Below are 22,298 nucleotides of genomic sequence, written 5' to 3' on the forward strand. Positions count from 1 at the left end.
CAGGTGTCGCTAGTTCAAAGACCGGGTTTCCTTCACGAACTGTCTTGCCCGCTGTATGAACGAGTCGATGTCCATATCCGAGTAGCCCAGGGCGTCATGGTTATGCCATATCCAACTTGCAATATCCGCCCCGTTTAAACCGGGCTGCACCTGGTCCGGGGCAGAGAACTGCAATGCGATCTCGTTGGTCCGCGGAATGATGTGGAAGTGGATAGCCTCAATCGACTCGCCGAATCGCAACACGTATACCCGCTCGGGTGCCAACAGCGTGTGCAATAAAGTATCCGCCAAACGTATGCAAGCGCCAAGGTCAGCGTCCGCCTGCAACGGAAGGTCAGAGAACCGGGAAACGGGCGTGTTGGAACTCAGGATGAGGTAACCAGGCAAGCGAAATCCATGTGCCTGACTCAGGGTGTAGAAGCCGGATTGATAGATCTCGGATGATTCCATGGCGTGGGTCGTCAAGGTCGGGGTTGTCCATTCTAGCCAACTGCCACATTTGCCCACTTGCCCGATTGCAACGATACGAAATCGTTGCCTGATTGGTGTCGATAATGGTGGGCAGACTACCGGCGTTGCGCACGGGAACGTCTCTACTTGATATCGCAAACTGAAGCCGGGTAATACGGGAACAGAACACTGAAGAATTCATCCGTCCAGGCGTCGGCGTTGCCCCGTAAACGGTCATCCGATTGTCAAACACGAACGCTCGTTCATCGGCCGAAGCCGCCTTAAGCGGCCCTTCGACTCGATGCGAGCGCTATGGCAGCTTCCAGACTGGAGCTGCCAGGGGCTTACTCAGGCGACGACTTTCTGCTCCCCGGCAGCCTGCTCGCGCATGCGACGGGCTTCGTCGCGCAAGAACTGCTGGTAATCGTCCAGATCGCCGTCGAAGGGCTCGACGCCACCCTTGGTGACGAGCCAGAACTCGTCACATACCGCGCGCAGCAGGGAACGGTCGTGACTAACCAGCAACACTGTGCCTTCGAATTCGTTGAGTGCCATGCCCAGCGCTTCGCGTGTGGCCAGGTCCAGGTGGTTGGTAGGCTCGTCGAGCAGCAGCAGGTTGGGGCGTTGCCACACGATCATGCACAACACGAGCCGCGCTTTCTCGCCGCCGCTCATCGTGCCGACCGCCTGATGGACCATGTCGCCACTGAAGCTGAAGGTGCCGAGGAAGGTGCGAAGCGATTGTTCGGTGCCACTCTGGCCGGGGGCACGCATGTGCGCCGGCGTATCCTTGGCAAGGCGGATCATGTGTTCCATCGGCGTGTCGAGAGGGCGCAGCACGTCGAGTTCCTGCTGGGCGAAGTAGCCGATGTTCAGGCCTTTGCCTTCGCTGATTTCGCCGGCAATCGGCGCCAGCTCGTGCGCCACCGTCTTCACCAGAGTGGACTTGCCCTGGCCATTGGCGCCGAGAATGCCGATGCGCTGCCCGGCCAGCACAGATCGGTTGATGCCCCGCACGATGACCGTCGGCGGCGTGCCCGGCGGTGCGCCGGCCGACGCCGGGTAACCGAAGCTCGCGTCCAGCATCGACAACAGCGGGTTAGGGACGTTGAACGGCTCCTTGAACTCGAAGGTGAACTCTGCGTCGGCAAGCACTGGCGCGATCTTCTCCATGCGTTCGAGCGCCTTGACCCGGCTCTGCGCCTGCTTCGCCTTCGAGGCCTTGGCCTTGAAACGGTCGATGAATTTCTGCAGGTGGGCGATCTTGTCCGCCTGTCTGGCCATCGCGGCCTGCTGCAACAGCAGTTGCTCAGCGCGCATCTCTTCGAACTTGCTGTAGTTGCCGCCGTAACGCACCAGCTTGGCGTTGTCGACGTGCACCGTCACCTGCGTCACCGCGTCGAGGAATTCGCGATCGTGGCTGATCACTACCATGGTTCCCTGATAGCGCTTGAGCCACGCTTCCAGCCAGACCAGCGCGTCGAGGTCGAGGTGATTGGTCGGCTCGTCGAGCAACAGCAGGTCGGACGGGCACATGAGCGCGCGCGCCAGCTGCAGTCGCATGCGCCAGCCGCCGGAGAAACTGTTGACCGGCTGGCTGAGCTGCGCAGCACTGAAGCCAAGGCCCAGGATCAGCGCCTGGGCACGTGCGGGGGCATCGTGTGCACCTGCGTCGTGCAGGGCCATGTAGGCGTGCGCCATGCGCATGCCATCGTCGCTGGCCTCGGCGGCGGCGACTTCAGCCTGTGCGGCCAGCATGACGGTGTCACCCTCGATTACGAAGTCGGTCGCACTCTGCTCGGTCTCAGGCATCTCCTGCGCGACCTGGCCCATCTTCCATGCAGCGGGAATCGAGAACTCGCCGCCGTCTTCGTGCAGCGTGCCGTTGAGAAGGCCGAAGAAGGACGACTTGCCGGCGCCATTGCGGCCGACAAGGCCAATCTTTTCGCCGGGGGTGAAGGTGACGGATGCGTTGTCGAGTACGACATTGACGCCGCGGCGCAGCGTGACATTACGGACGGAAATCATAAGGAGCTACTTCGGAGAGGATAGGCATGATAGCCGACCGGGGTTACAGGACTGTTTTTTTCTGGTTGCACAAGGGAAGAGCCGCTTGCGCTTGGCGGCGTCCACCGCCCATAACGCGAGGCGGGGACGGGTACAGGAATCAGTTGGTAGGCCATGGTCGGAATACCCGGAAATTATCCAGGAACCCGCGGACTGAAGATTGCGGGGAATGTTACCGCCGGGTCGACCGGCGCCGGATGGGATCGATGACAGGCAGGCCGCAACATGTCGATTCGACAGCCCTTCGCTCGTCGCGGTCCTGAAGCACCTTTCAACTCAGGAGTACGACGATGCGATTCATCATCACAACCCAGGCAAGCGTGGAAGTAATGGCCGTATAGGGCCGTCGAGCTGTCATTCAGCCGGGCGGTCGAGCCAACGTCCGCGGGCGAACGTCCGTCTGCTGCCTGGCGTCAGCGTAGAGCAAGCGCTTTTCGGCTGTCATGCCCGGGGCGAACGACCGTCGACTTCAGATCGGCGGCGTTACATTCGGCTTAGGCGATTCCAGGCGGGACCAGGCCAGGAGCGGACCATCGACCCAAAGGCGAGGATCGTCGGCGTGTCACCATGGACAACCGGTCGGCGTGATTAAGGCAACTCTGGGCGGCTATTTTTGGTTGGAAATACTCGTACGAAAGCTGGCCCATTCAACTTGGTCTGTTGTCTACTCCGGGAAGCAACCGATGGTTGGCCCCTCCCGAGGCCGCGCTGAGCGAGTGAAAAAGCGGGCGCCCTATGCAATTGTCCGAACGACGCCGCCGTCGACACGCAAGGAAGTGCCTGTTGTCGCCGACGCCTGCTCCGAGCAGACATAGACGACTAGGTTTGCGACTTCTTCGGTTGTCGCGAAGCGATTGAGGAGCGTGGTCGGGCGATTCGTTTTCAGGAACTGCTGCTCGGCTTCCTCACGCGTAATGCCTTGCGCATCTGCGTTCGCCTGCGCCCAACCACCCATGATCTCCGAATTCGTCGGACCAGGGAGAACCGAATTAACGGTCACGCCCGTTCCGCCGACCACCTCAGCCAAGCCCCTCGCAATGGCGAGTTGAGCGGTCTTGGTCGTGGCGTAGTCGATCATGTCCTTGGGGATGGCAAGCGCGGACTCGCTACTGATGAAGACGACTCGCCCCCAGCCGCGCTTCGTCATGTTTGGCACATAGTGGCGGGAGGCGCGAATACCGCTCATGACGTTGAGCTCGAAGAGATCGATCCACTCGCTGTCCTCAATTTCAAAGAAGGACTTCGGACGCCCAGTACCCACATTATTGACGAGAATGTCCGCATCCGGCGCCTGCGCGAACAAGTCCGCCGCGCCTTTCGGCGTCGCAAGATCTGCGATGACGCCGGTAAACTCCGCCTTGGGCAAGAGTTCGCGAAGCTCCCGAAGCGCCGTGGAGACGCGCTTCTCTGTGCGGCCGTTGATCACGACCGCGGCGCCTGCGCGCCCCAGCCCTTCTGCGATGGCTCGGCCGATACCTGCTGTAGACCCAGTAACGACGGCCTTGCGGCCAGTGAGATCAATATTCATGACACCATTCCTTCAGCTGTGGATAGAGCTGCATTGTGAGTGATGTCGGAACCAATGATAATTGCTCAATTTTCCATAATATTAATTCTCAAGGGGAATGGAAGTGGATCGATTCCACGAATTAAACGCCTTCAGGATTGCTGCATCAGGTACGTTTGGCCGTCTTCATGTTTTGCCGCTTATTCCCGACCTGCTATCACTCAATCCTGGCCTTCAGGTGGATCTCATTCTCTCGGACTTCGTGCGAGATATGGTGAGATGGGATTGATCTGGCGCTCCGAGTGGGGCTCGTGAACGATCCTGACGCGATCGTCAGGCGCGTGGCCAGCACTCCTCTCGTCTGCGTCGGATCCTGTCGCTACTTCGAGCAACGCGGAATGCCAAAAACTCCTGTCGAGCTCGTTGATCACAATTGCCTTTTTTATATCGCGGCTTGACGGAGTCAAGGCATTGGCCTTTTGTAGGACCAGAAGGTCGATTTAGCCTGTCCGTGCACGGAAATTTCACGTCCAACAGTATCGAAACGTTCCGGGCTGGTGTTTTAGCCGGTGTGGGAATCGGCCTGTTTGCCAAGATCTCTCTTGCCGACGATCTCCGCCATCCGGACGTCATCACCGTTCTCGACGAATTTATAGGCGACGCCAGAGACATAAGCCTCATCTGGCCAAGACGCCGGTTTGTACCCGCGCGTGTGCGACAAGTCTCCGATTTTTTCGCAGAGGCTATACCGTGGCATATTTAGTCATCCGAACTTAGAAAAAATGGTCAGTGATGGCGGAGGGGGGCCTTCGGATCAGTCAAGCAGACTTCCTATTGGAGCTTGGGATTTATAGAGGAAGGCATCATGCGACAGTGGGGTACTGGAAAGACGCATTTCACGACGTTCGTCTGTTTTCCTTGATCAAGGCTGAACGATCCATCTATCCCACAGCGTAGGTTCTGGTGCTTGATCAACGATCCGGGCGGTTGTCCGCGACCGTCCGCTATTGAGAAAATCGACGGTCTCTTCAGGGGCGATCACAGGCGCCCCCGCTCGCGCAGAAGTAGCACAGCCACGGTGACGCACGAAGCCGTGCATGTGTTTGTGGACGAAGGAGCGCCAATGCATGTTTGAGACACGCGTCCAAGCCATCATCTGGTCAGGTAGAAATCCAGGGGGATAAGCTCGACGGCCCATCCGCCTTCTTCGCCCAGCGTGGCCGCCGGGTGCATGGAGGCGATGCGCAACGCTTCGTCGTGGGTATCCGCCTCGATGACGAACAGGCCGCCCACGACTTCCTTCGACTCCGTGTAGGGCCCATCGATGACGTGCGTCTTGCCACTGCGCGGGCGGAGCGTCCTCCAAGTGTCCAGATCGCCAAGCGACGCGGAAATCAGTACCTTGCCGGTCGCCCGCATCTTGTCGTCCAATGCGGGGCATTGGCCAACCAGTTTCTTGACGTCGTCTGGCGCCATCGCGGCGAGTTTTTCGGGGGTGAAGTAAGCCAAGCCGAGGTATTTCATGGGAGATCCTTTGGGTGGGAATACCCTGACGACGAATCTGATGATCGAAAATCGACAAGCTTCTGGAGAGTTTGTAGCGGGTCTCGCCAGCTTGTTCCCTTTGCGGTCGTGCGGTGCCGACCGTAGGGCTCGTGCTGCACATGCGGATCGCATGAGGCGATGGTCGGCCAACAAGAGACGGTCGACGCACGCCCCCAAATTGCTGGCAATTCACGCGAAAGGCTCATGAGTCGTCGTTACAACTGCAGCGCCCATTCGTTTCCAGGATGAAGAACGTTGAGGCAGTCTTTGAGCCACTCGCGTTCGACGGCCGGCAGCTTCGGTAACGCCCTCTCGAAGTCGTGTTGATCTTTCGGGCGGCGATCCCGAGCCTTGAAAAGCAATACCGCCGACGGGTTCAGATATGGAATGCCGTCAGCCGTTCGCATCACCATCTCAACGCGCGGTCTTTTGTACGATGGGTCTCGCTTGTAAGCCCAGGATTCGGCGGTCCCGGGTTCGATCATCATGTCGATTCGCCAACATCCGGCAACGCGATCAAATCCCCAGAACTGCATAACGCCACTTGGAGGATTCGGATCTACGGGCATCTCTTTGAGCACGCCAGCGTGAGCAGTGTAGAACTCCAAACCACTGAGCGCCTGACGGAACTCGTTGAAATTTTCTCGCAAGATTGTGAATTCCAGATCGCCATGTTCACGTGTCCGCGTGCCGTGCCAAAGATCGAGAGCCCATCCACCAGCGACACACCAAGGCAAACTTATGCCACTCAACCGTTGAGCCAGTTCGGCCGGTTGCCACGCATTCCATGCTTCTTGGTCCGGTACGTTGACTTGGGTGTTCATAGTTTTGGCACGACTTTTTTTGGTTCGGAGACTGAGATTTTCCCACGAGATAATCGGCACGCGTCGTTCACAAACGCAGTCGTTTATGCCTATCGCATAAGACAAGGTTCGGGCCACTTTCGGGTGGTCGACGAGCTGGCGCGAATTCGCGACAATGCTCGCTCAAACACACGAATGATGACTCATCTCGAATGAATCTGGCAAAAACCCTGGTGATCGGAAACTCAGGCTCGGGGAAAAGCTGGCTCTCAGAGCAGCTTGCCACCTCGCTGTGTTGCGCCTGGATCGATCTTGACCTGTTCAACTGGGAGCCTGGCGGTTACAACGTGGCCCGGAAGCAAGCAGACGTGATCGCCATGGCGCGGGCAGCGGCTCGCGCAGAACGTTGGGTGATCGAAGGTATTTACGGATGGATCGTCTCCGAAATTCTTTCGGGCGCGACGGCGTTGGTTTGGATAAACCTTGACGAGTCTGAATGCGTCGCTAACATTCGCCAACGAGGTATGCGGCGTGGCGCGACTGCTCAGTCCTTCGCGGAACTATTGCAGTGGGCGCAGACGTACCGGTCGCGTAACGGTTCGAGTTCGTATGCTGCACACGAGTCGATCTTCAACTCGTTCGCGCGAGAAAAGAAATGTCTGACGACGCGAGGGCAGGTTGTGGCATTCGCGGACTGCGTCCACTGACGATGTTGCGTTGCCCAAGATAGTCGAGGGGGATCGCCCACTTTGAGACGCTCGACCACGACCTGTTGCTCGTTGCCATTCGGCGCGGAGATAACCCGATAAGGCGTGCACAAAACATAGGACTCCGCCGCATGGACAAGAATGTGGATGACTTGATCGCTGAGTTGGCCGAGAGAGGCGTAAATCTGCCGAAAGGTATCGTCCGAATCGGCGGCTTCGGAGATTCAGAGGCGCTTTCAGAATCGCTAATCACTCTCATCCTGACTGGCGTAAAGCGCGCTACTTGCAGCTTGGTTTGGTCTTGGGATTTCGACGGTGGGACCCGCCCTGACGTCGGGGACATGGAGATCGTGCTTGATTGGTATGGTCGGCCGTCGTTTGTTCGACGAGCCACGGCGGTGGAAATCGTACCGTTTGACGCTGTGACCGCCGATTTCGCAGCCAGCGAAGGCGAAGGTGACCGCTCGCTGTCGCATTGGCAAAAAGAACACTGGCGATTCTTCACCGACGAGTGCAAGCGAATTGGCCGTAAGGTTGATAAATCGATGCCTCTCGTTTGTGAGAGATTTGAGGTCCTATACACTTTCGCTTAAACACGCGATGTGGACGACTCCTGCCTCGGATACCAACCATCAGGTCCGGAGCGCCTGTTGCCCCTCGAAGCAGTTGTCGCGCATGCCTGCAGGACCTCACCGGCCATGAACGGTCGTTGAAACAGTGTTCATAAATCGGCGACAATCGGAGATTTACGCAGAGCCCGAGACACATCGAACCAGTTCGCCACATCATGACCACAACGAGAAGCCTGGCGCTCATTCTGGCATGCGTGTTTGCCTTTTCCCGGCACGCCCACGCGCAATGTGTCGACCTGGTCGCCAGTCTTGACGACGGTCAGTTGATGCAGTCGCGGATTGCGCTGGTCGACCATGCCACGCCTACCGAGCAGATCCGCATCCTCGCCTACATCTTCGAAATCGATCAGACCGGCGGCCTGCTGTTGCGTCATCTGGTCGAGGCTGCGCGCAGAGGCGTGCCGGTCAAGCTGCTGATCGACGGCATCGGCCCCGAGCCGCACTTCCCGCTCGAGGACGAGTTCATCGTCGCCCTGCACGAGGTGGCTCCCGGCATCGAACTCCGAATCTTCCATCCACGATCAGATCTCGTCGAGATTTCGCATCGCATGCACGACAAGCTGTTCCTGGTTGGCGACACGGCCGTGATCGGCAGTACCTCGATCTGGGATGCGAGCTTCCGCAACTGGCTCAGCGAGCGCGATCTGATGGTGTCGGGCGACGCCGGCCAGGATGCTTCCTCCCTGCACGCCATGTCCCAGCATTTCGCCTTGTTTTGGAACAGCCCGGAAGTGGTTCGCCCCGAGCCGGAAAAATTCCTAAAGGTCGCAAGTCCTTATCGCGTCTCTCAGGGTTATGCGACGCTGGACCCGGCGCGCATCCATTATTGGCGCGAATGGCTGCTGGCTCCGCTCGACGCTGCAGCCCCGGCGACGGACCTGGCCGCGAGCGATACACCACCTGTCTCCGATACGGCGAATGACCCCGCCGCTCCGCCCGCGCCCGGTGCGCATTTCGATCCCGCCTGGACGCCGATCGCCTGCGATCGCCTGCGCTATGTCCACGACTGGCCCGACAAGCGCTCGCCAGGCACGTTGCAGGACATGCTAGAAGCGTTCGATACGGCGCAGCACGAAATCCTGATCATCAACCCCTACCTGATCCTGGTGCCGGAACTGCGCGAGGCGCTTGAGCGCAAGCGGCGCGAAGGTGTCCATGTGGTCCTGGTAAGCGCCTCGCTGGCGAGCCTGACGCAGGAATTCCCCGCCGTCGCGCGCGCCTACGCCGACGATCTGCCCGACCTGGTGAATGCCGGGATCGAGGTGCGCGAATATTCCGACGACGAGAACCGCATGATGCACGCCAAGCTGGTCCTCATCGACGGCCATCGATATTATCTCGGCAGTTTCAATTTCGATTCGTTGTCGGCCCACCTGAATACCGAAAACGGCCTGTGGATAGATATCCCGGAGGACGGGCTCGATCCCTTGCAAGACAGCGTGGCGTACTTCCTGCGCAACTCAAGTTCGGTGAGCGACGCCAATGGCCGCCTTCTGGCGGATCCCGATGCGCGCTGCCGGGCCGCCGGCTGCGGCGGTGCCTGGCAGTGGGTGACGATACTGATCAGGAACTTCCTCTGAGCGCGGCGTGCCTGTCGCTAAACGACGTCGTCAGTTCGGGGCGCCGTCTGCACGGTGTCGCGCAGTAGTCGGTCATGAACGGCCGTTCAGGTTGCCCGCGTTCTTCGACAATTTTCCCGCTGGAAACGCGATAGAAGTTCACGGCCTGAACCTGGATATTCTTTCCGCTCGCAGGCGCGCAAAAGGAGGTGGCTTGGTGAGTACCGCGCATGATGAAACGTGCGGCAACCGTGTCGTTTCCGCGATCATTTCCTCGAGCGTCCATTGAATGGTGCCGGGGACGGCTGCACTCACCACCACCCTTACTGCTGCTTCGTCAGATCCTGCCCAATTGCGGCGACAACTGCCTGCTCACAGTCCTTAAGGCCTGCGACCGACTGATCGAACTGTTCGATCAAGGTGCCGAAACTACCATAGTGATATTTGGCGTCCGCTTCGACATGAACAGAGTTGGCCTTGATGTCCCAGCCGCAGGCGAATGTCTTGAAGTACATGTCTTGCTTGGACTTCGAGTCGAGCAGGCGAGCGCGGACGACGACCCACGGAATGAAATCGCTCGATTCCGGCGGGGACACGTAACCAAACGAAGTGATCCACACGCTCAGGATGGCGTCGGCGTTGGTCTTGACATCGGAGAAATCGTCGGACTTACCGTCGCTCGAGAGCTTGGCGTGCTGGTCGTGCAACGCAACGATTTCATAGCCATTACTGGACAGTCGCGTAGTCAGGCCATCGTTGACGACGGGGGCGAAGGCGATCTTTTCGCTCGCCACATGCTGCGTGTACGTACTCGTATGATTGGCGTTGACTCCACCTTGCACCAGTCCACCAATCAATCCAAATGCTCCGGCCGCACCACCGAAGTTGACCACGCTCTCGCCGCGCGGTTCGGTGACATCCAGCATGGCGATCGAATGGAGCTTTTCACGATTGCTACTGGCGAGATCTGTTTTCGGAAGCGAAGTACAGCCCGTGAGCAGTGTTGTTGCAACGATAAAACCCGCAAGTGCAGAAGTTGAACGCGTTTTGATATTCATGGCCTTTTATTTGAGGATTAAGAGCGCGGACGCTATTGGCCAGTGTCTTCGGATGGAGGTCACCATCACAGCAAATTCAAACACTGGCAAGCTATTTATCGGCCCTATTTGCGTGAACTTTAAGTTTTTATCTGAGGCGCATAACTCCCGATAAAAGAACCATGCGCGATTGCTTAATGGCGGAAGACAGACCGGTGACAGTCCTCGGTAGGCGTGCGGAAAGCTGATTGTTTCTTGCAGGACAGGTTATGCTTTTGCATTGAACACCCGTCCGAGACGATCGTCGCGCCTGGTTGTGGGACGCGGTGTGGCCAATTTCGGCCGGTGGACCGCTTGCTCCAGTTAGTCGACAATTGCAGTCCAGACAATCCATCGAACCACAAAGCCAGATGCCGAATATCACGCTACGCCCGGCCACTGCGTCCGACTGGAGCTTCTTGTGTACCGTTCAGGAATCGTGCATGAGGGAGTATGCCGAACGTACGTGGGGTAGTTGGATACCGGAACCGCTTGATAATTTCCGGCCGGAGACCCACCAGATTATTCAATGCGATGGAGACGAGATCGGTTGCATCGCAGTGGTCGATGAACCAGAGGCTTTGATGCTGGAAAAGCTCTATATTCTTCCCGGTTATCAAGGGCGTGGTATCGGCACGTTGCTGCTTGGACGTCTTATTGAGCGTGCTAACGCTGTTGGAAAATCCATCCGGTTGCGAGTTCTTCGCGTCAACCGGGCCAGGCAACTTTACGAAAGAAACGGATTCAAGGTCGAGCACTCGACCAAGGAACGGCATTTCATGTCCTATGCAGTAGCGCCGAGGGGAGGGAAGCCTTACGAAGCCAATGCAATCCGGTTGATTCCGAGGCTTGAAGGAACGGTTGATCGACAAGCTCTCTTCGAGATCTACAAACTCTCGCTGCACGGATTCATCGATCAGACATTCGGCTGGGATGAGAATTTTCAACGGGAGCGCTTCGAAAAATCTTACCCCGATTCTGAATGCACTTTGATCACCATAGGATCGGCGACGGCCGGATATTTTGCACTTAGGAATGAGGTCGAGGCAGTCCATTTATCGCTGTTGCTTCTGCGGCCGGAATTCCGAAACCGGGGGATCGGTCGGGAGGTGATGCAAACGCTGATGTCGCGCGTGGCCGAGTCGGACCAGCCATTGACCTTGTCATGCTTTCTCTGCAATGAAGCAGCGATGAGCTTCTATCAAAAGCTCGGCTTCTCTGTCGTGACGAAGGACGAGCACTTTGTAACGTATCGCTCTCCGGCCCTTGGTTGATGTGGTCGGAGCGTCCGGCTCTGAGAAAGATTGCGGACCGAAGCGGGTCGCATTCCCGCTGCATATTTTTCTTTCACTGACATTTACTTCCGATTGAATCTCATGCGCGAACGTCCTTCCGCCAGACTACTGATTACCACTCCAAAGCGGCGAGTGCTGCTGTTCCGGTTCGTTCACAAAACGGGTGTGCTAGCAGGCAAGGTCTACTGGGCAACGCCGGGCGGTGGCGTCGAGCATGGCGAGACGTTCGCGGACGCTGCGATGCGAGAGCTCCGTGAAGAAACAGGCATTCGAGAGGCGCACGTATCCGTGCCGGTCGGGCGGCGCGAAGTGGCCTTGCAGTTGCCAGATGGCGAGCGCGTGCTCGCGGTCGAACAATATTTCGTCGTTAACACAGACACGGAAGCCATTTCACGTGACGGCTGGACCGCGGAAGAGAGGGAGGTGATGGCGGATCACCGATGGTGGAGCCGGGAGGAATTGTCTACCGCCGGCGAGACTATCTATCCGGAAGGGCTAGTCGAGATGCTAGACGAGGCAGGCGTTTTCGGCGGCTGAGCGGCCGGTGCAGTTCGAGATCACCGAGCAGACCCGCGAAAGCGTGGACGTTTGGATCAAGGCAGCGGGGCTCTTGCCTTCAGACTCCTGTTTCCGGGCCGAATTGAGACGTTCGCCGCATCCCGCCAGATCGTTGACGATCTACGAGGCCTCGCTATCGAAGTGAGACGTCACCACCAGTTGTAGACTGTGGCCCAGGACTTCGCCCAATTCCCTTGAAGGACCCGAATCATGTGCGCCACGCCTCGCGCGGAAAACTGCGCTGTAGCAGCACAGGAAATCGTATCGGCGTTCGTTCACGACGATCTTTTTTCCGGTGTAGTTCTGGTCGCCAAAGCGGGAGAAATAATCTTTCGTCAGGGTTTCGGTTTCGCCAATCGGCAGTGGGCTATCCCGAACACACCAGAAACAAGATTTCGCATCGGCTCAATTACGAAACAGTTCACGGCGGCTGCGATTCTCCGCCTCACGGAGCGCGGCAAGCTGGGCGTTCATGACCGGTTAGGTCAACACCTACCCGACGCGCCAGATAGTTGGCATAACGTCACGATTCATCAATTGCTGACTCATACATCGGGTGTCCCTTCCTATACCGACCTGCCGGAGTTTTTAACTCGAATTTCGCTCGAGGAGCGAACCCCGAAGGCGATCATGGAGCTGACCAGCGGCCAGGCACTGGAGTTTCCGCCCGGCGACCGGTTTCGCTACAGCAATACCGGGTACATATTACTTGGCAGCGTGGTGGAAGCCATCAGCGGCCAACGTTACTCCGACTTCCTGGAAAACGAGTTCTTCCAGCCCCTTGGCATGGCCGATAGCGGCTATGACCATACTTGGAAGATTGTCGAGCGGCGAGCGGACGGCTATACCTGCATCGGCGGCAAGTGGAGACATGCGCGGTTCATTGCCATGTCTTTACCCTATGCTGCCGGCGGCCTTTATTCTACTGCGGACGACTTGTATCGCTGGTCGCAGGCCCTCATGAGAGGCGATGTGATCGGACCGGCTGCTCTACAGCACATGCTGCGAGATCATGGACAGGGGTACGGCTATGGCTGGTTTGTTGGGTCCGCCGATGGGCGCCGCTTCGTCAGGCATGGGGGCGCCATAAATGGGTTCTTGAGCGCATTGGACCTGCATCCCGACGACGACCTTACCGTCATCGCTCTCGCCAATCTGCAGGCCTCGGGAGTTTTGAAGATCACCGAACGTCTTGCGCACGCAAGTCTCGGTCTGTATCAGACGCCTCACGACATCACGCTGGATGCGTCGAAACTTGACGAATATGTGGGTGTTTTTCGACTTGGCCAGCGGTGCTTTATGGAAATCTCCCTGGATAAAAGCGGGATGCTCTGTGCAAACCTGACTGGTCTTCAGCGGCTAACACTGGCTTGTTCGGAATCCGATGCATTTTTTTCGCGAACTCGTGACATTGAGATTGCGTTCAGCCGCGAGGCAGAAGGAAAGGCTTCTGTAGTGACTCTTCGCGAGCATGGCGTATCGTTCGCAGGACGAAGGATAGACGACGCGGTCTACCGCAAGGTAGACGAAAGGCAGCCGGAAAATGGCAAGGACATCTCGGCAGATTCAACGGAACTCTCGCAGTATGTTGGACGCTATCGACACCCGCTGATGCATTTTGAAGTGACGCTTTGCGGCGAGCAGTTATCGGTGCAAGCGACCGGGCAGCAGAAGTCGAACGCTGTCTTTGAGAGTGGTCGCTGTTTTGTCCTCGATGACACACAAGCCAAGGTTACTTTCGAGTACACCGACAGAGACGGAGTTTGGGGATTGACTCTACATCACGCTGGAACACAGCTACGCGCTTTCAGGCTGTTCGATGTAATTTCCATGACGGCTTGAGTCATAATTGCTGACTGTCTGTTTTGTCGAGCATCAATGCCGGAATTTCTGAACATCGTCCTACGCGTCGCACTGAGCCGACCGGGTCGTGCAGAGCGCGGCCATGAACCGACGTTCGACGGTGACGTTCAGATTGTCGACAGTTGCCAATGAGTGAGGAGAAAACCCTGATGACAAATCCGTTTGTGGTGTTGCTCGGATTAGGAATGGCGTTGGCAACCTCCGTCGCCGACGCGCAAGGTGCCGTGGAGAAGCGCTGTGGCTGGCTCGAAAATCCAACTCCCGCCAACTTTTCGTTAGTGGACCGAAGTGGCGAATGGACAATTTCGGAACAAGGTGGCTATCAGGCCCCTGGGATCGACAACATGCCGGACATGACGACGAAAGGATGGGTCGTGACCAACGCTGGAGAGCACGGGTACGGCTGCGCCTGCCTCGATGTACAGGTCGATGAAAAGTCACGCCTTGTGACACGACTGGTATCCGCTCAGCCGCTACCACTCAGACGATGCAAACTCGATCCGAAATTGCCACCGCCTTGACTCGCCATCGTGCAACCGCCAGTGCTTAATGCCCGCGTGTGGCCGGGAGACGTGGTCGGCGGTTCCTCGCCTCCCGAAGAATGTTCACCGGGGTAGCCCCGCCGGTTAGATGGATCGCTAGCGGTGCTAGCCGTGTGCTACTGGATCGGGGCGGTGGCGCCGATCTTTTGCGCCAGCAACCGCTCATAAGTGCCGAAGCTCAAGTCCACCTCATCCTGAGAGACGGCCTTTACCGTCAACACGACCTGTTCGGGGGTGAGACCGAAGATCGTGGCAAGGGCCGCTTCGATCGACGCCGCGCACGTACGGTCTTCGGCGATGGTCGTGCCAATGGAGATGTCATACACGCCGTCCTGATCGCGAAACACCACTTCCACGAGGCGCGCCCGCGCGCTCATGTTGCTTTCAACGGCCAACCGCGCGACCTCGGCCACGATGCGCAGCCGTTCGGCCGGAAAGCCGCGGGTCGCATGCAGTCGGACACGGTGTTTGCCAAGCGTCACCCAGTCAGTATCGAACTCCATATTGCCTCCTTCCAGAACAATCCGCGCGGTGCAAATAAGGGCTCCCGCTGGGTGTTTCAATATATCCGGCGGAATATATTGAGGCGCAGTCAATATTCGATCTGCTGATATTGAAAGTCTCGGGCAAGCGCCTATTTTTGGGTCGCAAAGGCCGCTGCGCGCCGCCCATACAGCGTCTCCAGGAAGTGCGACCGCGTGCGCTTCGTCGGGGCGCGGCAGCAGGTGGACGCCTTTGATCATTTCGCATCACGGGAGATTGAATCATGAGTGACTTCTACTTTAGCAACGACCTGTTTGGGGAACTCGATCGTCTGCAACGGCAGATGTCTGCGCTGTTCGGCAACCTTCCATCGAGCATCCGCTCGAGCCGCACGGACGCATTCCCGCCTCTCAATATCGGCACTACCGACGAGTCCATCAACATCGTTGCATTCGCACCAGGCATTGACCCAGGCACGTTCGAAGTGACCGTCGACAAGGGCACTTTGACCATTGCCGGTGAGCGCAAAGCGTCCGAGTTGGCGGCGGGGAGCGAAACCCGCGCCTACGCCAAGGAGCGCTTTTTCGGCACGTTCCGGCGCGTGATCGAGCTGCCGCAGAACGCTGATCCGGACAAGGTCGAAGCTGGCTATTCGAACGGTTGCCTGACCATCCGGATCGGCAAACGCGAGGCCTCGAAGCCGCGCGCCATCACCATCCAGTAAGCGAGGAGGAAGCCATGAACGACACGACTCAAATCGCACAGCGAGATACCAGCGGTGTGGCTCGTAGTAACCAGGACAGCGCTCGCCGTTCAACGCTTACGCCGGCCGTCGACATCATCGAGGACAGCCACGGCATCACCCTGTGGGCTGACCTGCCGGGCGTATCGCGCGACAAGCTTGACGTGAAGGTTCACGATGGGCGGCTGTACATCGAAGCGGAGGCGGTGGTGCCCACGCCAGGCGACCTGCGGCTGCACCACGCAGAGATTCGTGCGCCGCATTTCGCGCGGGCTTTCACCTTGAGTGAGGACTTCGATACATCCAAGGTCGACGCCAATCTGCAGGGCGGCGTGCTGAAACTCAGCATCCCGCGTCGAGAAGAAGCGCGTCCGCGCCGCATTGATGTACACGTGGATTAACGGAGTAAAAGGCCGCGCCCTACACGGGCACGAGCGCAGCTGTCCGGCGGATGGCTGCGCAAACATTTCCGCGCAGGCACGCACGCGAGTCGGCGCTCCAAAATGTTCTCGCGGAGGTGAACTCTCCTCTGGTATCAACTCCAGGCATTCCCGCTGATCCACGTTCGGTCGGCTCTGAGGCGATGATCGTGCCGCGTGTCCGCATTCCACCCGTTTTGCAAACGGTGCGGTGTCCACGTGTTTGAATCTGTTTGGCGTGAAGTCGCGACGCCATTCCCGTACATCGCGAGGACGCTTGCTTCCATGCAGCGACATTCGGCAGGGACGCGCCGATCGTCAACAATCAAAGCTTCGGTGCAGCGCGGATCGGCTCATCACCCCCGTTTGTTCGTTCATGCTACGATTCCCAATGCCTGACTGACGTAAAGAAATCAGGCTTTGTCTCGCCCCGTAGTTAATCGCAAAAGATTTCGCTCGAACAATGTACGCAGCTGCCTGGCCTCCCTCGAAAACGCACTGAAAGCCTGTGTCGATGCAGTGCTTGCATCCACTTTGGCATTCGTCCCGGACCTGTTGTGATAGACAGTCCGGCGATGTCGTTCGAATCGACTTTTTGTATCCAGATTCGTGCGACTGCGTTTTCATGAGACCACAACATGCGTATTCTCAATACGATGGCGGCTCGCGCCATCCCGCTCGTTCCCCGTTCGCTAATCCGTAAGATCTCCCGCCGCTATATCGCTGGCGAAACGCTCTGCGATGCTCGCACGCGCATCCACGCGCTCCACGCAGCAGGCTTCCGTACAACCATCGATGTGCTGGGCGAGACTGCGTCGTCGTCCGAGCATGCGGAGTCGATGGCTCGCGAGTATCTCAATCTCGTCCAGGCGCTAGGTGCAGAAAATCAACCCACCGAGCTATCGATAAAATTGACCGCCCTCGGACTGCATCTCGACGAAGACGCGTGCATGGCACGAGTCTCTATGGTTTTGCGAGCGGCGGCATCGCAAGGAATCGGCGCGTGCATCGATATGGAAGACGTCAGTTGCACCCAGAAAACGCTCGACATGTTCCGGGAGCTCGAAGCCAACGGTTATCCGGTCGGGATCGCGCTGCAAGCGTATTTGACGCGCACGAACGGCGACATCGTTCCCCTGCAGGCGCGCAAGAGCCGCATGCGCATTTGCAAGGGGATTTATGCAGAATCGACCGAGCATCTCGTCGACGGTGCATCGAGGGATCGGGCCGCGATCAATGCGCACTTCGTTCGGCACGTATCGACCGCGATACGGGCGGGATCGTTCGTGGGCATTGCAACGCACGACGCACAATTGATCGATGCGTTGACCGGTTGGCTGCAACGCGAGCAAGTTGACCGCTCGCGATTCGAGTTTCAGATGTTGCTAGGCGTGTGCGAACCGCAGCGTGACGCTTTGCTTGCGCAAGGATTTCACGTCCGGGTTTATGTGCCATATGGTCATGACTGGTATGGCTACAGCACCCGGCGAATTAAGGAGAATCCGCGAATTGCCGGATATATCCTGGCTGCGATGATACGTAGCGCCCGGGCTCGCTAGCGGTTACAGCAAGACCGGTGGATCGGGACCGACCAGATCGTTGGTCCCGGTTCGAACGGCTACTTTCGCGAAATCCGGCCGGCTGCTGTGGGTCGAGCCTGTCCGATGATCGGCTTGGCTCGCCTCGCCATGCTGACGCTCGGCGCGTGGGGATTTCGATTCACGCAGGCGTGTAGATCGCGAGTTTCAACGCGGGGTCGTCGTTTGCCTGAAAGGTCGCGTAGTCATAGCGTTGCGCGCCGCGCTGCGGATGGATCAGCACCTTCTGCCCGGACGCGCCGCCACGAATATCGTGCGCGTTCCACCATTTTGCGAATTCGGCGCTGTGCGCGCGCAGCCGTTCGACCAGTTCGACGAAGGCCGGATCGTCGGCATACAGATCATGCGTTGCGCGAAACAACGCGATCATGCGACGCGCCTCGCTGGTCCAGTTCGCGCCGAAAAGCCGTCGCGAATCCGGTTCGATGAACATGAACACCAGAATGTTGCGATCCGCTTCGGCAAGACGCTCGAAGCCGAGAAGATCGGCCGCCGCTGCATTCCAGGCCAGCAGATCCCAACGCCTGCCCGTGACATACGCGGGAAGCTCGAGAGTCGCAATCAGATTCGCGATGGGTCCCGGCACGCTCTCGCGAGTGAAGGTTTGCCGATCGCCGCTGCGTGCCAGTGCGCGCAGATGCGCCGCCTCGACTTTGCCGAGCCGCAGCGCGCGAGCCAGCGCTTCAAGCGTGGTATCGGACGGACTCACCGTGCGGCCCTGCTCGAGCCGCACATACCAGTCCACGCCGATGCCCGCGAGTTCGGCAACTTCCTCGCGACGCAAACCGGGCGTGCGACGCCGCCGCCCGTTATTGAGCCCCACCGATTCAGGGCTTAGCTTCTCGCGCCGTGAGCGCAGAAAATCGCCGAATTCGCTTCGGCTCGCGGTTGTCATGATCGTCCGTCCTCCTCAAGCAGGTACGCGGAAATCCCAGGATAGTACCAGGCCTTGTTACCAATGCTACGCCTGTCAGAATCGCCTCGTCCAATGGCCATCAAAGGGGAACGCAGATGAAAGCAGCGATTTTGAAGACACTCGGCAAGCCGCTTGCGATTGAAGACGCAGCAGATCCTTCGTTGGGCACCGGCGAAGTGATCGTCGACGTCGTTGCCGCGCCAGTGCTGTCATATGCGCAAGAAGTGTTCAGCGGCGAGCGCCGCTACCAGAACGAATTGCCGATCGTGCCTGGCTGCGGGGCAATCGGTCGCGTGCGTGCGTTCGGCCCCGACGCCACACATCTGGAAACAGGCGACTGGGTTTTCTGCGACCCGACCGTGCGTTCACGCGACGACGCGCTCACGCCCGACATTACATTGCAGGGCTGGAGTGCACGCGGCGACGGCGGCCTGCGGCTCGCGCGCCACTTCCACGACGGCCCATTCGCCGCACAAATGCGCGTGCCGACCGAGAACGCCATTCGCATCGGCGAAATCGATCCCGCCGATGCCGCGAAATGGTGCGCGCTCAACACCATGCTGGTTCCGTACGGCGGGCTGCTTGCGTCGAATCTGCAGGCTGGCGAGACATTGCTTGTGAGCGGCGCGACCGGCAACTTTGGCAGCGCGTGCGTCGCCGTCGCCCTCGCGATGGGTGTGCGCTGCGTGGTCGCGCCGGGACGCAATGAAGGCGTGCTCGCCGATCTGCAAAGGCGCTTCGGCGAACGTATCCGTACCGTGAAGCTCACAGGCAACGAGGACGACGATCGCGAACGGATGCGTGCGGCTGCCGGAGCACCCATCGACTGCGTGATGGATCTGCTGCCGCCTTCCGCGACCACGAGGACCGTGCGCGCCGCGGTGATGGCCGTGCGGCCTTACGGACGTGTCGTGTTGATGGGCGGTGTTGGCATGCTCGGCGGCGATGGTCTCGATCTGCCGTACCCGTGGATCATGCGCAACGACATCACCGTGCGCGGCAAATGGATGTACCCGCCGGAGGCGGTCACGCGAATGACAGGTCTGATTCGCGGCGGTCTGCTCGATCTCGGACATTTCGACGTGACGTCCTTCAAACTCGACGACGTGAACGAGGCCGTCAGTCACGCTGCGGCGAATGGCGGCCCGTTCAGGATGACGGTAGTCCATCCATGAACGCGGTTTCTCCCGCACTTCGGTCAGGCGATGCCAGCGCGCTGGCGTTTCTTTCAAACAATGCCACGCCGGATCGCGCCTGACAGATTACGACTGGAACAGGGTGTACGAGACCTTGTCGCACGGAATTTTTGACCGCGATATGACAGGCGCTCTTTATATTCAGGATGCCGGAGCATGCCGTCATTCGGATATTGCTGACGGGGTGCGTATTCATACGCTGCGCTCAGCGACAGGTTCCATATCGTGGAAGGCAAGATCGGTTCTGGCACTTTGCGTAGGTCCGGTTACAGGTGCGGTCCGGCGGTGCATCATGTGACTGGCGTCGGCTCAGCGGGCTCGACTGCGTCTCGCTTGACGACGGCCGCTTTCGGGAAAGTCGACTGACCGCTCCGGGGCGCGTGCTGTCGATCCCCGGCCCGTAAGTTTCAGGCAACGTATGCTGATTGCAGCGGACGGGCTGCGGCCAGCTACGGCCATTCGCCCATGCCATTGAGCGGACATTTGAACGTCGGCTTTACCGTTGACTGCGGCCCTTCATTGGACGATGCCATCCGGCGCATCTCGGCCAGCACGGTGTCAATTGCCACCTCACCTTGAGGGGCAGTTCCCCAGAGGACCATCGGCAAATCTGGGAGCGTTTCTTGCTGATTTCGACGAGTCCGCCTGCGCCCGGATCGAGCCGGCTCGATTCATTTGCGCGCGCACCTGGCGGTATCCCGTAAGCGAATAGCGCAAGCGTGACCCCAATAAAGCTTATAACGCTGCTTGCGCTGGAAATCATGTCTCGTCGCGGCTCGTCGAGACACTGACGGGCGTCACCGCTGGCTGCCGCCCAAGGAGACATAAGCCATGGACAACGAGAACAAGGTAAGCCACCCTCACGACCGTCGCAGGTTTCTCACTGGAGTCGCCGCCGTTGCGGGCAGCGTCGCGCTGACGGGGTGTGGGGGCGCAGGCAGCTCTAGCAACCCGAACGGCGACGCGCCTGCGCCGTCGATTGCCGATGTTCCCTCACCGGACGGCGGCGACCGTTACAGCCTCGCGCGTCCGGCGTTACCGGCGCCGTCCACGTCCGGCATTGATTTCATTGTGCTCGTGACGATGGAGAATCGCTCCTTCGACCATTTCCTGAGCTGGGTGCCCGGCGCCGAGGGGATGCCCGCGAACCAGCAGTTCAAGGACGCGTTCGGCGCGGTGCAGACGCCGTTCCTGCTCTCGGCGAACTCGTCGTATGGTTACCAGGCGTGCGCTTATCAGGATCCCAATCATAGTTATCAGGGCGCTCGGACCCAGCTGGCTGCCGGTGCCATGGACGGATGGCTACTGACGCCCGATACGAGCGAGGTGCGCGGCGATCTGCTGCCTATCGGCTATTACGCATCCGCGGATCTCGGCTTCTTCAACGCGCTTGCCGGAAGCTACACGATCGGTGACTTTTACTTCAGTGGCGTGCTGACCAGCACGTATCCAAATCGGATCTACCTGCATAGCGGGGCGACTGATCGACTCGACGACACGGTCGATACGTCGACGCTGCGGACGATCTGGGACAACCTGAGCGCGGCGAATGTCGGCTGCAACTACTACTATCACGACGTGCCATTCACGGCGCTGTACGGCACCCGCTATCTTGGCATTTCACATCTGTTTTCGGACTTTCTCTCCGACGCCGCAGCGGGCACATTGCCGCCGTTTTGCATGGTCGACCCGATGTTCGCTGGCGAAGAGCAGGGCGTTTCCGCCGACGATCATCCGCACGCGGACATCCGCAACGGCGAAGCATTTCTCGCGCAGGTCTACAACGCGCTCAGCACGAGCCCGAACTGGAGCCGCACACTGATGATCGTCGTCTACGACGAATGGGGCGGCTTTCTCGAACATGTGGTGCCGCCGATACGGCCGATCAGCAACAATGAGCTCGCGCTGGGCAACGATGGAAGGCTAGGATTCCGCGTGCCGCTCGCACTCCTCGGTCCACGCGTTCGCGCAGGCTCCGTGACGCGCTATCCCTTCGATCCGAGTTCGATTCACGCGCTCCTGCAATGGCGCTTTGGGCTGGCGCCGCTCGGCGTGCGTGGCAGCGATTCCGCGACGTTCAATCTCGCTTACGCGCTCGACTTCACCGACGCGCCGCGCACTGATGTGCCGGCAATCACAGTTGCTCAGGGTCCATTCGGCGGCCTGTGCTCGGGTGCGGCGGCGCCCGCATCATCGAGTTCGGTATCCTCCGTCGATAATTCTCAACTCACCGTCAACCCGACGGCGGACCGCTTTGCCGATCTGCGCGCCAAGGCGGCCTCGTTGGGATTCAAGACGGGACCGTAAGGTGTAGCGATAGCTGGACGCTTCGGGGGATTC

22 protein-coding genes are annotated in these 22,298 nt (G+C 59.0%); 13 read left to right on the forward strand and 9 right to left on the reverse strand.

Features of this window, described 5'->3' with window-relative positions:
• Positions 1–9 precede the first annotated feature (9 nt).
• From P3T24_RS04170 to P3T24_RS04180, 3 genes are all read right to left on the reverse strand, one after another.
• Positions 10–450, reverse strand: a complete 441-nt coding sequence (locus P3T24_RS04170; protein ID WP_429432683.1) for a hypothetical protein — start codon at positions 448–450, stop codon at positions 10–12.
• Between the two features lie 348 nt (positions 451–798).
• A complete protein-coding gene (locus P3T24_RS04175; RefSeq protein ID WP_429432685.1) occupies positions 799–2,478 on the reverse strand; it encodes an ABC-F family ATP-binding cassette domain-containing protein in 1,680 nt (559 codons plus the stop codon).
• Positions 2,479–3,250: 772 nt separating this feature from the next.
• Positions 3,251–4,045, reverse strand: coding sequence for an SDR family NAD(P)-dependent oxidoreductase (locus P3T24_RS04180; protein ID WP_031356643.1), 795 nt, complete (start codon positions 4,043–4,045; stop codon positions 3,251–3,253).
• 412 nt (positions 4,046–4,457) lie between these two features.
• Between P3T24_RS04180 and P3T24_RS04185 the strand changes: the two genes are divergently transcribed.
• Complete coding sequence (locus P3T24_RS04185; RefSeq protein ID WP_429432687.1) at positions 4,458–4,787, forward strand: LysR substrate-binding domain-containing protein; 330 nt, start codon at positions 4,458–4,460, stop codon at positions 4,785–4,787.
• Positions 4,788–5,176: 389 nt separating this feature from the next.
• Here P3T24_RS04185 and P3T24_RS04190 read toward each other — a convergent pair whose 3' ends face one another.
• Complete coding sequence (locus P3T24_RS04190; protein WP_429432689.1) at positions 5,177–5,548, reverse strand: YciI family protein; 372 nt, start codon at positions 5,546–5,548, stop codon at positions 5,177–5,179.
• 236 nt (positions 5,549–5,784) lie between these two features.
• Entirely contained in the window at positions 5,785–6,393 is a 609-nt protein-coding gene (locus P3T24_RS04195; RefSeq protein WP_429432691.1) for a nucleotidyltransferase domain-containing protein, read from the reverse strand.
• Positions 6,394–6,584: 191 nt separating this feature from the next.
• Between P3T24_RS04195 and P3T24_RS04200 the strand changes: the two genes are divergently transcribed.
• The 3 genes from P3T24_RS04200 to P3T24_RS04210 all read left to right on the forward strand — a co-directional run bounded on the left by P3T24_RS04200 (position 6,585) and on the right by P3T24_RS04210 (position 9,291).
• Positions 6,585–7,079, forward strand: a complete 495-nt coding sequence (locus P3T24_RS04200) for an adenylate kinase (protein WP_429432693.1) — start codon at positions 6,585–6,587, stop codon at positions 7,077–7,079.
• Positions 7,080–7,210: 131 nt separating this feature from the next.
• Positions 7,211–7,672: an ASCH domain-containing protein gene (locus P3T24_RS04205; RefSeq protein WP_429432695.1), complete on the forward strand. Its 462-nt coding sequence runs from the start codon at positions 7,211–7,213 to the stop codon at positions 7,670–7,672.
• Between the two features lie 194 nt (positions 7,673–7,866).
• Positions 7,867–9,291, forward strand: coding sequence for a phospholipase D-like domain-containing protein (locus tag P3T24_RS04210; RefSeq protein ID WP_429432697.1), 1,425 nt, complete (start codon positions 7,867–7,869; stop codon positions 9,289–9,291).
• On the opposite strand, the gene P3T24_RS04215 is transcribed toward P3T24_RS04210, so the two are convergent.
• A complete protein-coding gene (locus P3T24_RS04215) occupies positions 9,275–9,556 on the reverse strand; it encodes an ester cyclase (RefSeq protein ID WP_429432699.1) in 282 nt (93 codons plus the stop codon). The two genes, P3T24_RS04210 and P3T24_RS04215, sit on opposite strands and share 17 nt — an antisense overlap.
• A gap of 37 nt (positions 9,557–9,593) precedes the next feature.
• On the reverse strand, positions 9,594–10,328 hold the full coding sequence (locus tag P3T24_RS04220) for a hypothetical protein (protein WP_429432701.1): 735 nt from the start codon (positions 10,326–10,328) through the stop codon (positions 9,594–9,596).
• A 461-nt stretch (positions 10,329–10,789) separates the two neighbouring features.
• Here P3T24_RS04220 and P3T24_RS04225 point away from each other — a divergent pair, with 461 nt between their 5' ends.
• The 4 genes from P3T24_RS04225 (at position 10,790) to P3T24_RS04240 (ending at position 14,583) form a co-directional block, all read left to right on the forward strand.
• Entirely contained in the window at positions 10,790–11,620 is an 831-nt protein-coding gene (locus P3T24_RS04225) for a GNAT family N-acetyltransferase (protein WP_429432703.1), read from the forward strand.
• A gap of 102 nt (positions 11,621–11,722) precedes the next feature.
• Positions 11,723–12,178 (forward strand): NUDIX hydrolase, encoded by a 456-nt coding sequence (locus tag P3T24_RS04230; RefSeq protein ID WP_429432704.1) that lies wholly within the window; start codon positions 11,723–11,725, stop codon positions 12,176–12,178.
• 231 nt (positions 12,179–12,409) lie between these two features.
• Complete coding sequence (locus P3T24_RS04235; protein WP_429432706.1) at positions 12,410–14,041, forward strand: serine hydrolase; 1,632 nt, start codon at positions 12,410–12,412, stop codon at positions 14,039–14,041.
• 149 nt (positions 14,042–14,190) lie between these two features.
• Positions 14,191–14,583, forward strand: a complete 393-nt coding sequence (locus P3T24_RS04240; RefSeq protein WP_429432708.1) for a DUF4087 domain-containing protein — start codon at positions 14,191–14,193, stop codon at positions 14,581–14,583.
• A gap of 137 nt (positions 14,584–14,720) precedes the next feature.
• Here P3T24_RS04240 and P3T24_RS04245 read toward each other — a convergent pair whose 3' ends face one another.
• Positions 14,721–15,107: a hypothetical protein gene (locus tag P3T24_RS04245; RefSeq protein WP_429432710.1), complete on the reverse strand. Its 387-nt coding sequence runs from the start codon at positions 15,105–15,107 to the stop codon at positions 14,721–14,723.
• Between the two features lie 263 nt (positions 15,108–15,370).
• Here P3T24_RS04245 and P3T24_RS04250 point away from each other — a divergent pair, with 263 nt between their 5' ends.
• From P3T24_RS04250 to P3T24_RS04260, 3 genes are all read left to right on the forward strand, one after another.
• Positions 15,371–15,811 (forward strand): Hsp20/alpha crystallin family protein, encoded by a 441-nt coding sequence (locus tag P3T24_RS04250; protein WP_429432711.1) that lies wholly within the window; start codon positions 15,371–15,373, stop codon positions 15,809–15,811.
• 14 nt (positions 15,812–15,825) lie between these two features.
• Complete coding sequence (locus P3T24_RS04255) at positions 15,826–16,230, forward strand: Hsp20/alpha crystallin family protein (RefSeq protein ID WP_429432713.1); 405 nt, start codon at positions 15,826–15,828, stop codon at positions 16,228–16,230.
• 656 nt (positions 16,231–16,886) lie between these two features.
• Positions 16,887–17,807: a proline dehydrogenase family protein gene (locus tag P3T24_RS04260; RefSeq protein WP_429432715.1), complete on the forward strand. Its 921-nt coding sequence runs from the start codon at positions 16,887–16,889 to the stop codon at positions 17,805–17,807.
• A gap of 160 nt (positions 17,808–17,967) precedes the next feature.
• On the opposite strand, the gene P3T24_RS04265 is transcribed toward P3T24_RS04260, so the two are convergent.
• Entirely contained in the window at positions 17,968–18,741 is a 774-nt protein-coding gene (locus P3T24_RS04265; protein ID WP_429410795.1) for a helix-turn-helix transcriptional regulator, read from the reverse strand.
• Positions 18,742–18,857: 116 nt separating this feature from the next.
• Here P3T24_RS04265 and P3T24_RS04270 point away from each other — a divergent pair, with 116 nt between their 5' ends.
• Together P3T24_RS04270 and P3T24_RS04275 are read left to right on the forward strand one after the other, a co-directional pair.
• Entirely contained in the window at positions 18,858–19,937 is a 1,080-nt protein-coding gene (locus P3T24_RS04270; RefSeq protein WP_429432717.1) for a zinc-binding dehydrogenase, read from the forward strand.
• Positions 19,938–20,789: 852 nt separating this feature from the next.
• Positions 20,790–22,265 carry an alkaline phosphatase family protein gene (locus tag P3T24_RS04275; protein ID WP_429289058.1) on the forward strand — a complete coding sequence of 492 codons (1,476 nt, stop codon included), beginning with the start codon at positions 20,790–20,792 and terminating at the stop codon, positions 22,263–22,265.
• Positions 22,266–22,298: the final 33 nt, after the last annotated feature.

Source organism: Paraburkholderia sp. GAS33, assembly GCF_050436645.1.
Lineage (GTDB): Bacteria > Pseudomonadota > Gammaproteobacteria > Burkholderiales > Burkholderiaceae > Paraburkholderia > Paraburkholderia phenazinium_B.

Coding starts and splice junctions, on each gene's coding strand:
- P3T24_RS04170 (WP_429432683.1), bottom strand. CDS start 450: ATGGAATCATCCGAGATCTATCAATCCGGCTTCTACACCCTGAGTCAG.
- P3T24_RS04175 (WP_429432685.1), bottom strand. CDS start 2,478: ATGATTTCCGTCCGTAATGTCACGCTGCGCCGCGGCGTCAATGTCGTA.
- P3T24_RS04180 (WP_031356643.1), bottom strand. CDS start 4,045: ATGAATATTGATCTCACTGGCCGCAAGGCCGTCGTTACTGGGTCTACA.
- P3T24_RS04190 (WP_429432689.1), bottom strand. CDS start 5,548: ATGAAATACCTCGGCTTGGCTTACTTCACCCCCGAAAAACTCGCCGCG.
- P3T24_RS04195 (WP_429432691.1), bottom strand. CDS start 6,393: ATGAACACCCAAGTCAACGTACCGGACCAAGAAGCATGGAATGCGTGG.
- P3T24_RS04200 (WP_429432693.1), top strand. CDS start 6,585: ATGAATCTGGCAAAAACCCTGGTGATCGGAAACTCAGGCTCGGGGAAA.
- P3T24_RS04205 (WP_429432695.1), top strand. CDS start 7,211: ATGGACAAGAATGTGGATGACTTGATCGCTGAGTTGGCCGAGAGAGGC.
- P3T24_RS04210 (WP_429432697.1), top strand. CDS start 7,867: ATGACCACAACGAGAAGCCTGGCGCTCATTCTGGCATGCGTGTTTGCC.
- P3T24_RS04215 (WP_429432699.1), bottom strand. CDS start 9,556: ATGGACGCTCGAGGAAATGATCGCGGAAACGACACGGTTGCCGCACGT.
- P3T24_RS04220 (WP_429432701.1), bottom strand. CDS start 10,328: ATGAATATCAAAACGCGTTCAACTTCTGCACTTGCGGGTTTTATCGTT.
- P3T24_RS04225 (WP_429432703.1), top strand. CDS start 10,790: ATGAGGGAGTATGCCGAACGTACGTGGGGTAGTTGGATACCGGAACCG.
- P3T24_RS04230 (WP_429432704.1), top strand. CDS start 11,723: ATGCGCGAACGTCCTTCCGCCAGACTACTGATTACCACTCCAAAGCGG.
- P3T24_RS04235 (WP_429432706.1), top strand. CDS start 12,410: ATGTGCGCCACGCCTCGCGCGGAAAACTGCGCTGTAGCAGCACAGGAA.
- P3T24_RS04240 (WP_429432708.1), top strand. CDS start 14,191: ATGAGTGAGGAGAAAACCCTGATGACAAATCCGTTTGTGGTGTTGCTC.
- P3T24_RS04245 (WP_429432710.1), bottom strand. CDS start 15,107: ATGGAGTTCGATACTGACTGGGTGACGCTTGGCAAACACCGTGTCCGA.
- P3T24_RS04250 (WP_429432711.1), top strand. CDS start 15,371: ATGAGTGACTTCTACTTTAGCAACGACCTGTTTGGGGAACTCGATCGT.
- P3T24_RS04255 (WP_429432713.1), top strand. CDS start 15,826: ATGAACGACACGACTCAAATCGCACAGCGAGATACCAGCGGTGTGGCT.
- P3T24_RS04260 (WP_429432715.1), top strand. CDS start 16,887: ATGCGTATTCTCAATACGATGGCGGCTCGCGCCATCCCGCTCGTTCCC.
- P3T24_RS04265 (WP_429410795.1), bottom strand. CDS start 18,741: ATGACAACCGCGAGCCGAAGCGAATTCGGCGATTTTCTGCGCTCACGG.
- P3T24_RS04270 (WP_429432717.1), top strand. CDS start 18,858: ATGAAAGCAGCGATTTTGAAGACACTCGGCAAGCCGCTTGCGATTGAA.
- P3T24_RS04275 (WP_429289058.1), top strand. CDS start 20,790: ATGGACAACGAGAACAAGGTAAGCCACCCTCACGACCGTCGCAGGTTT.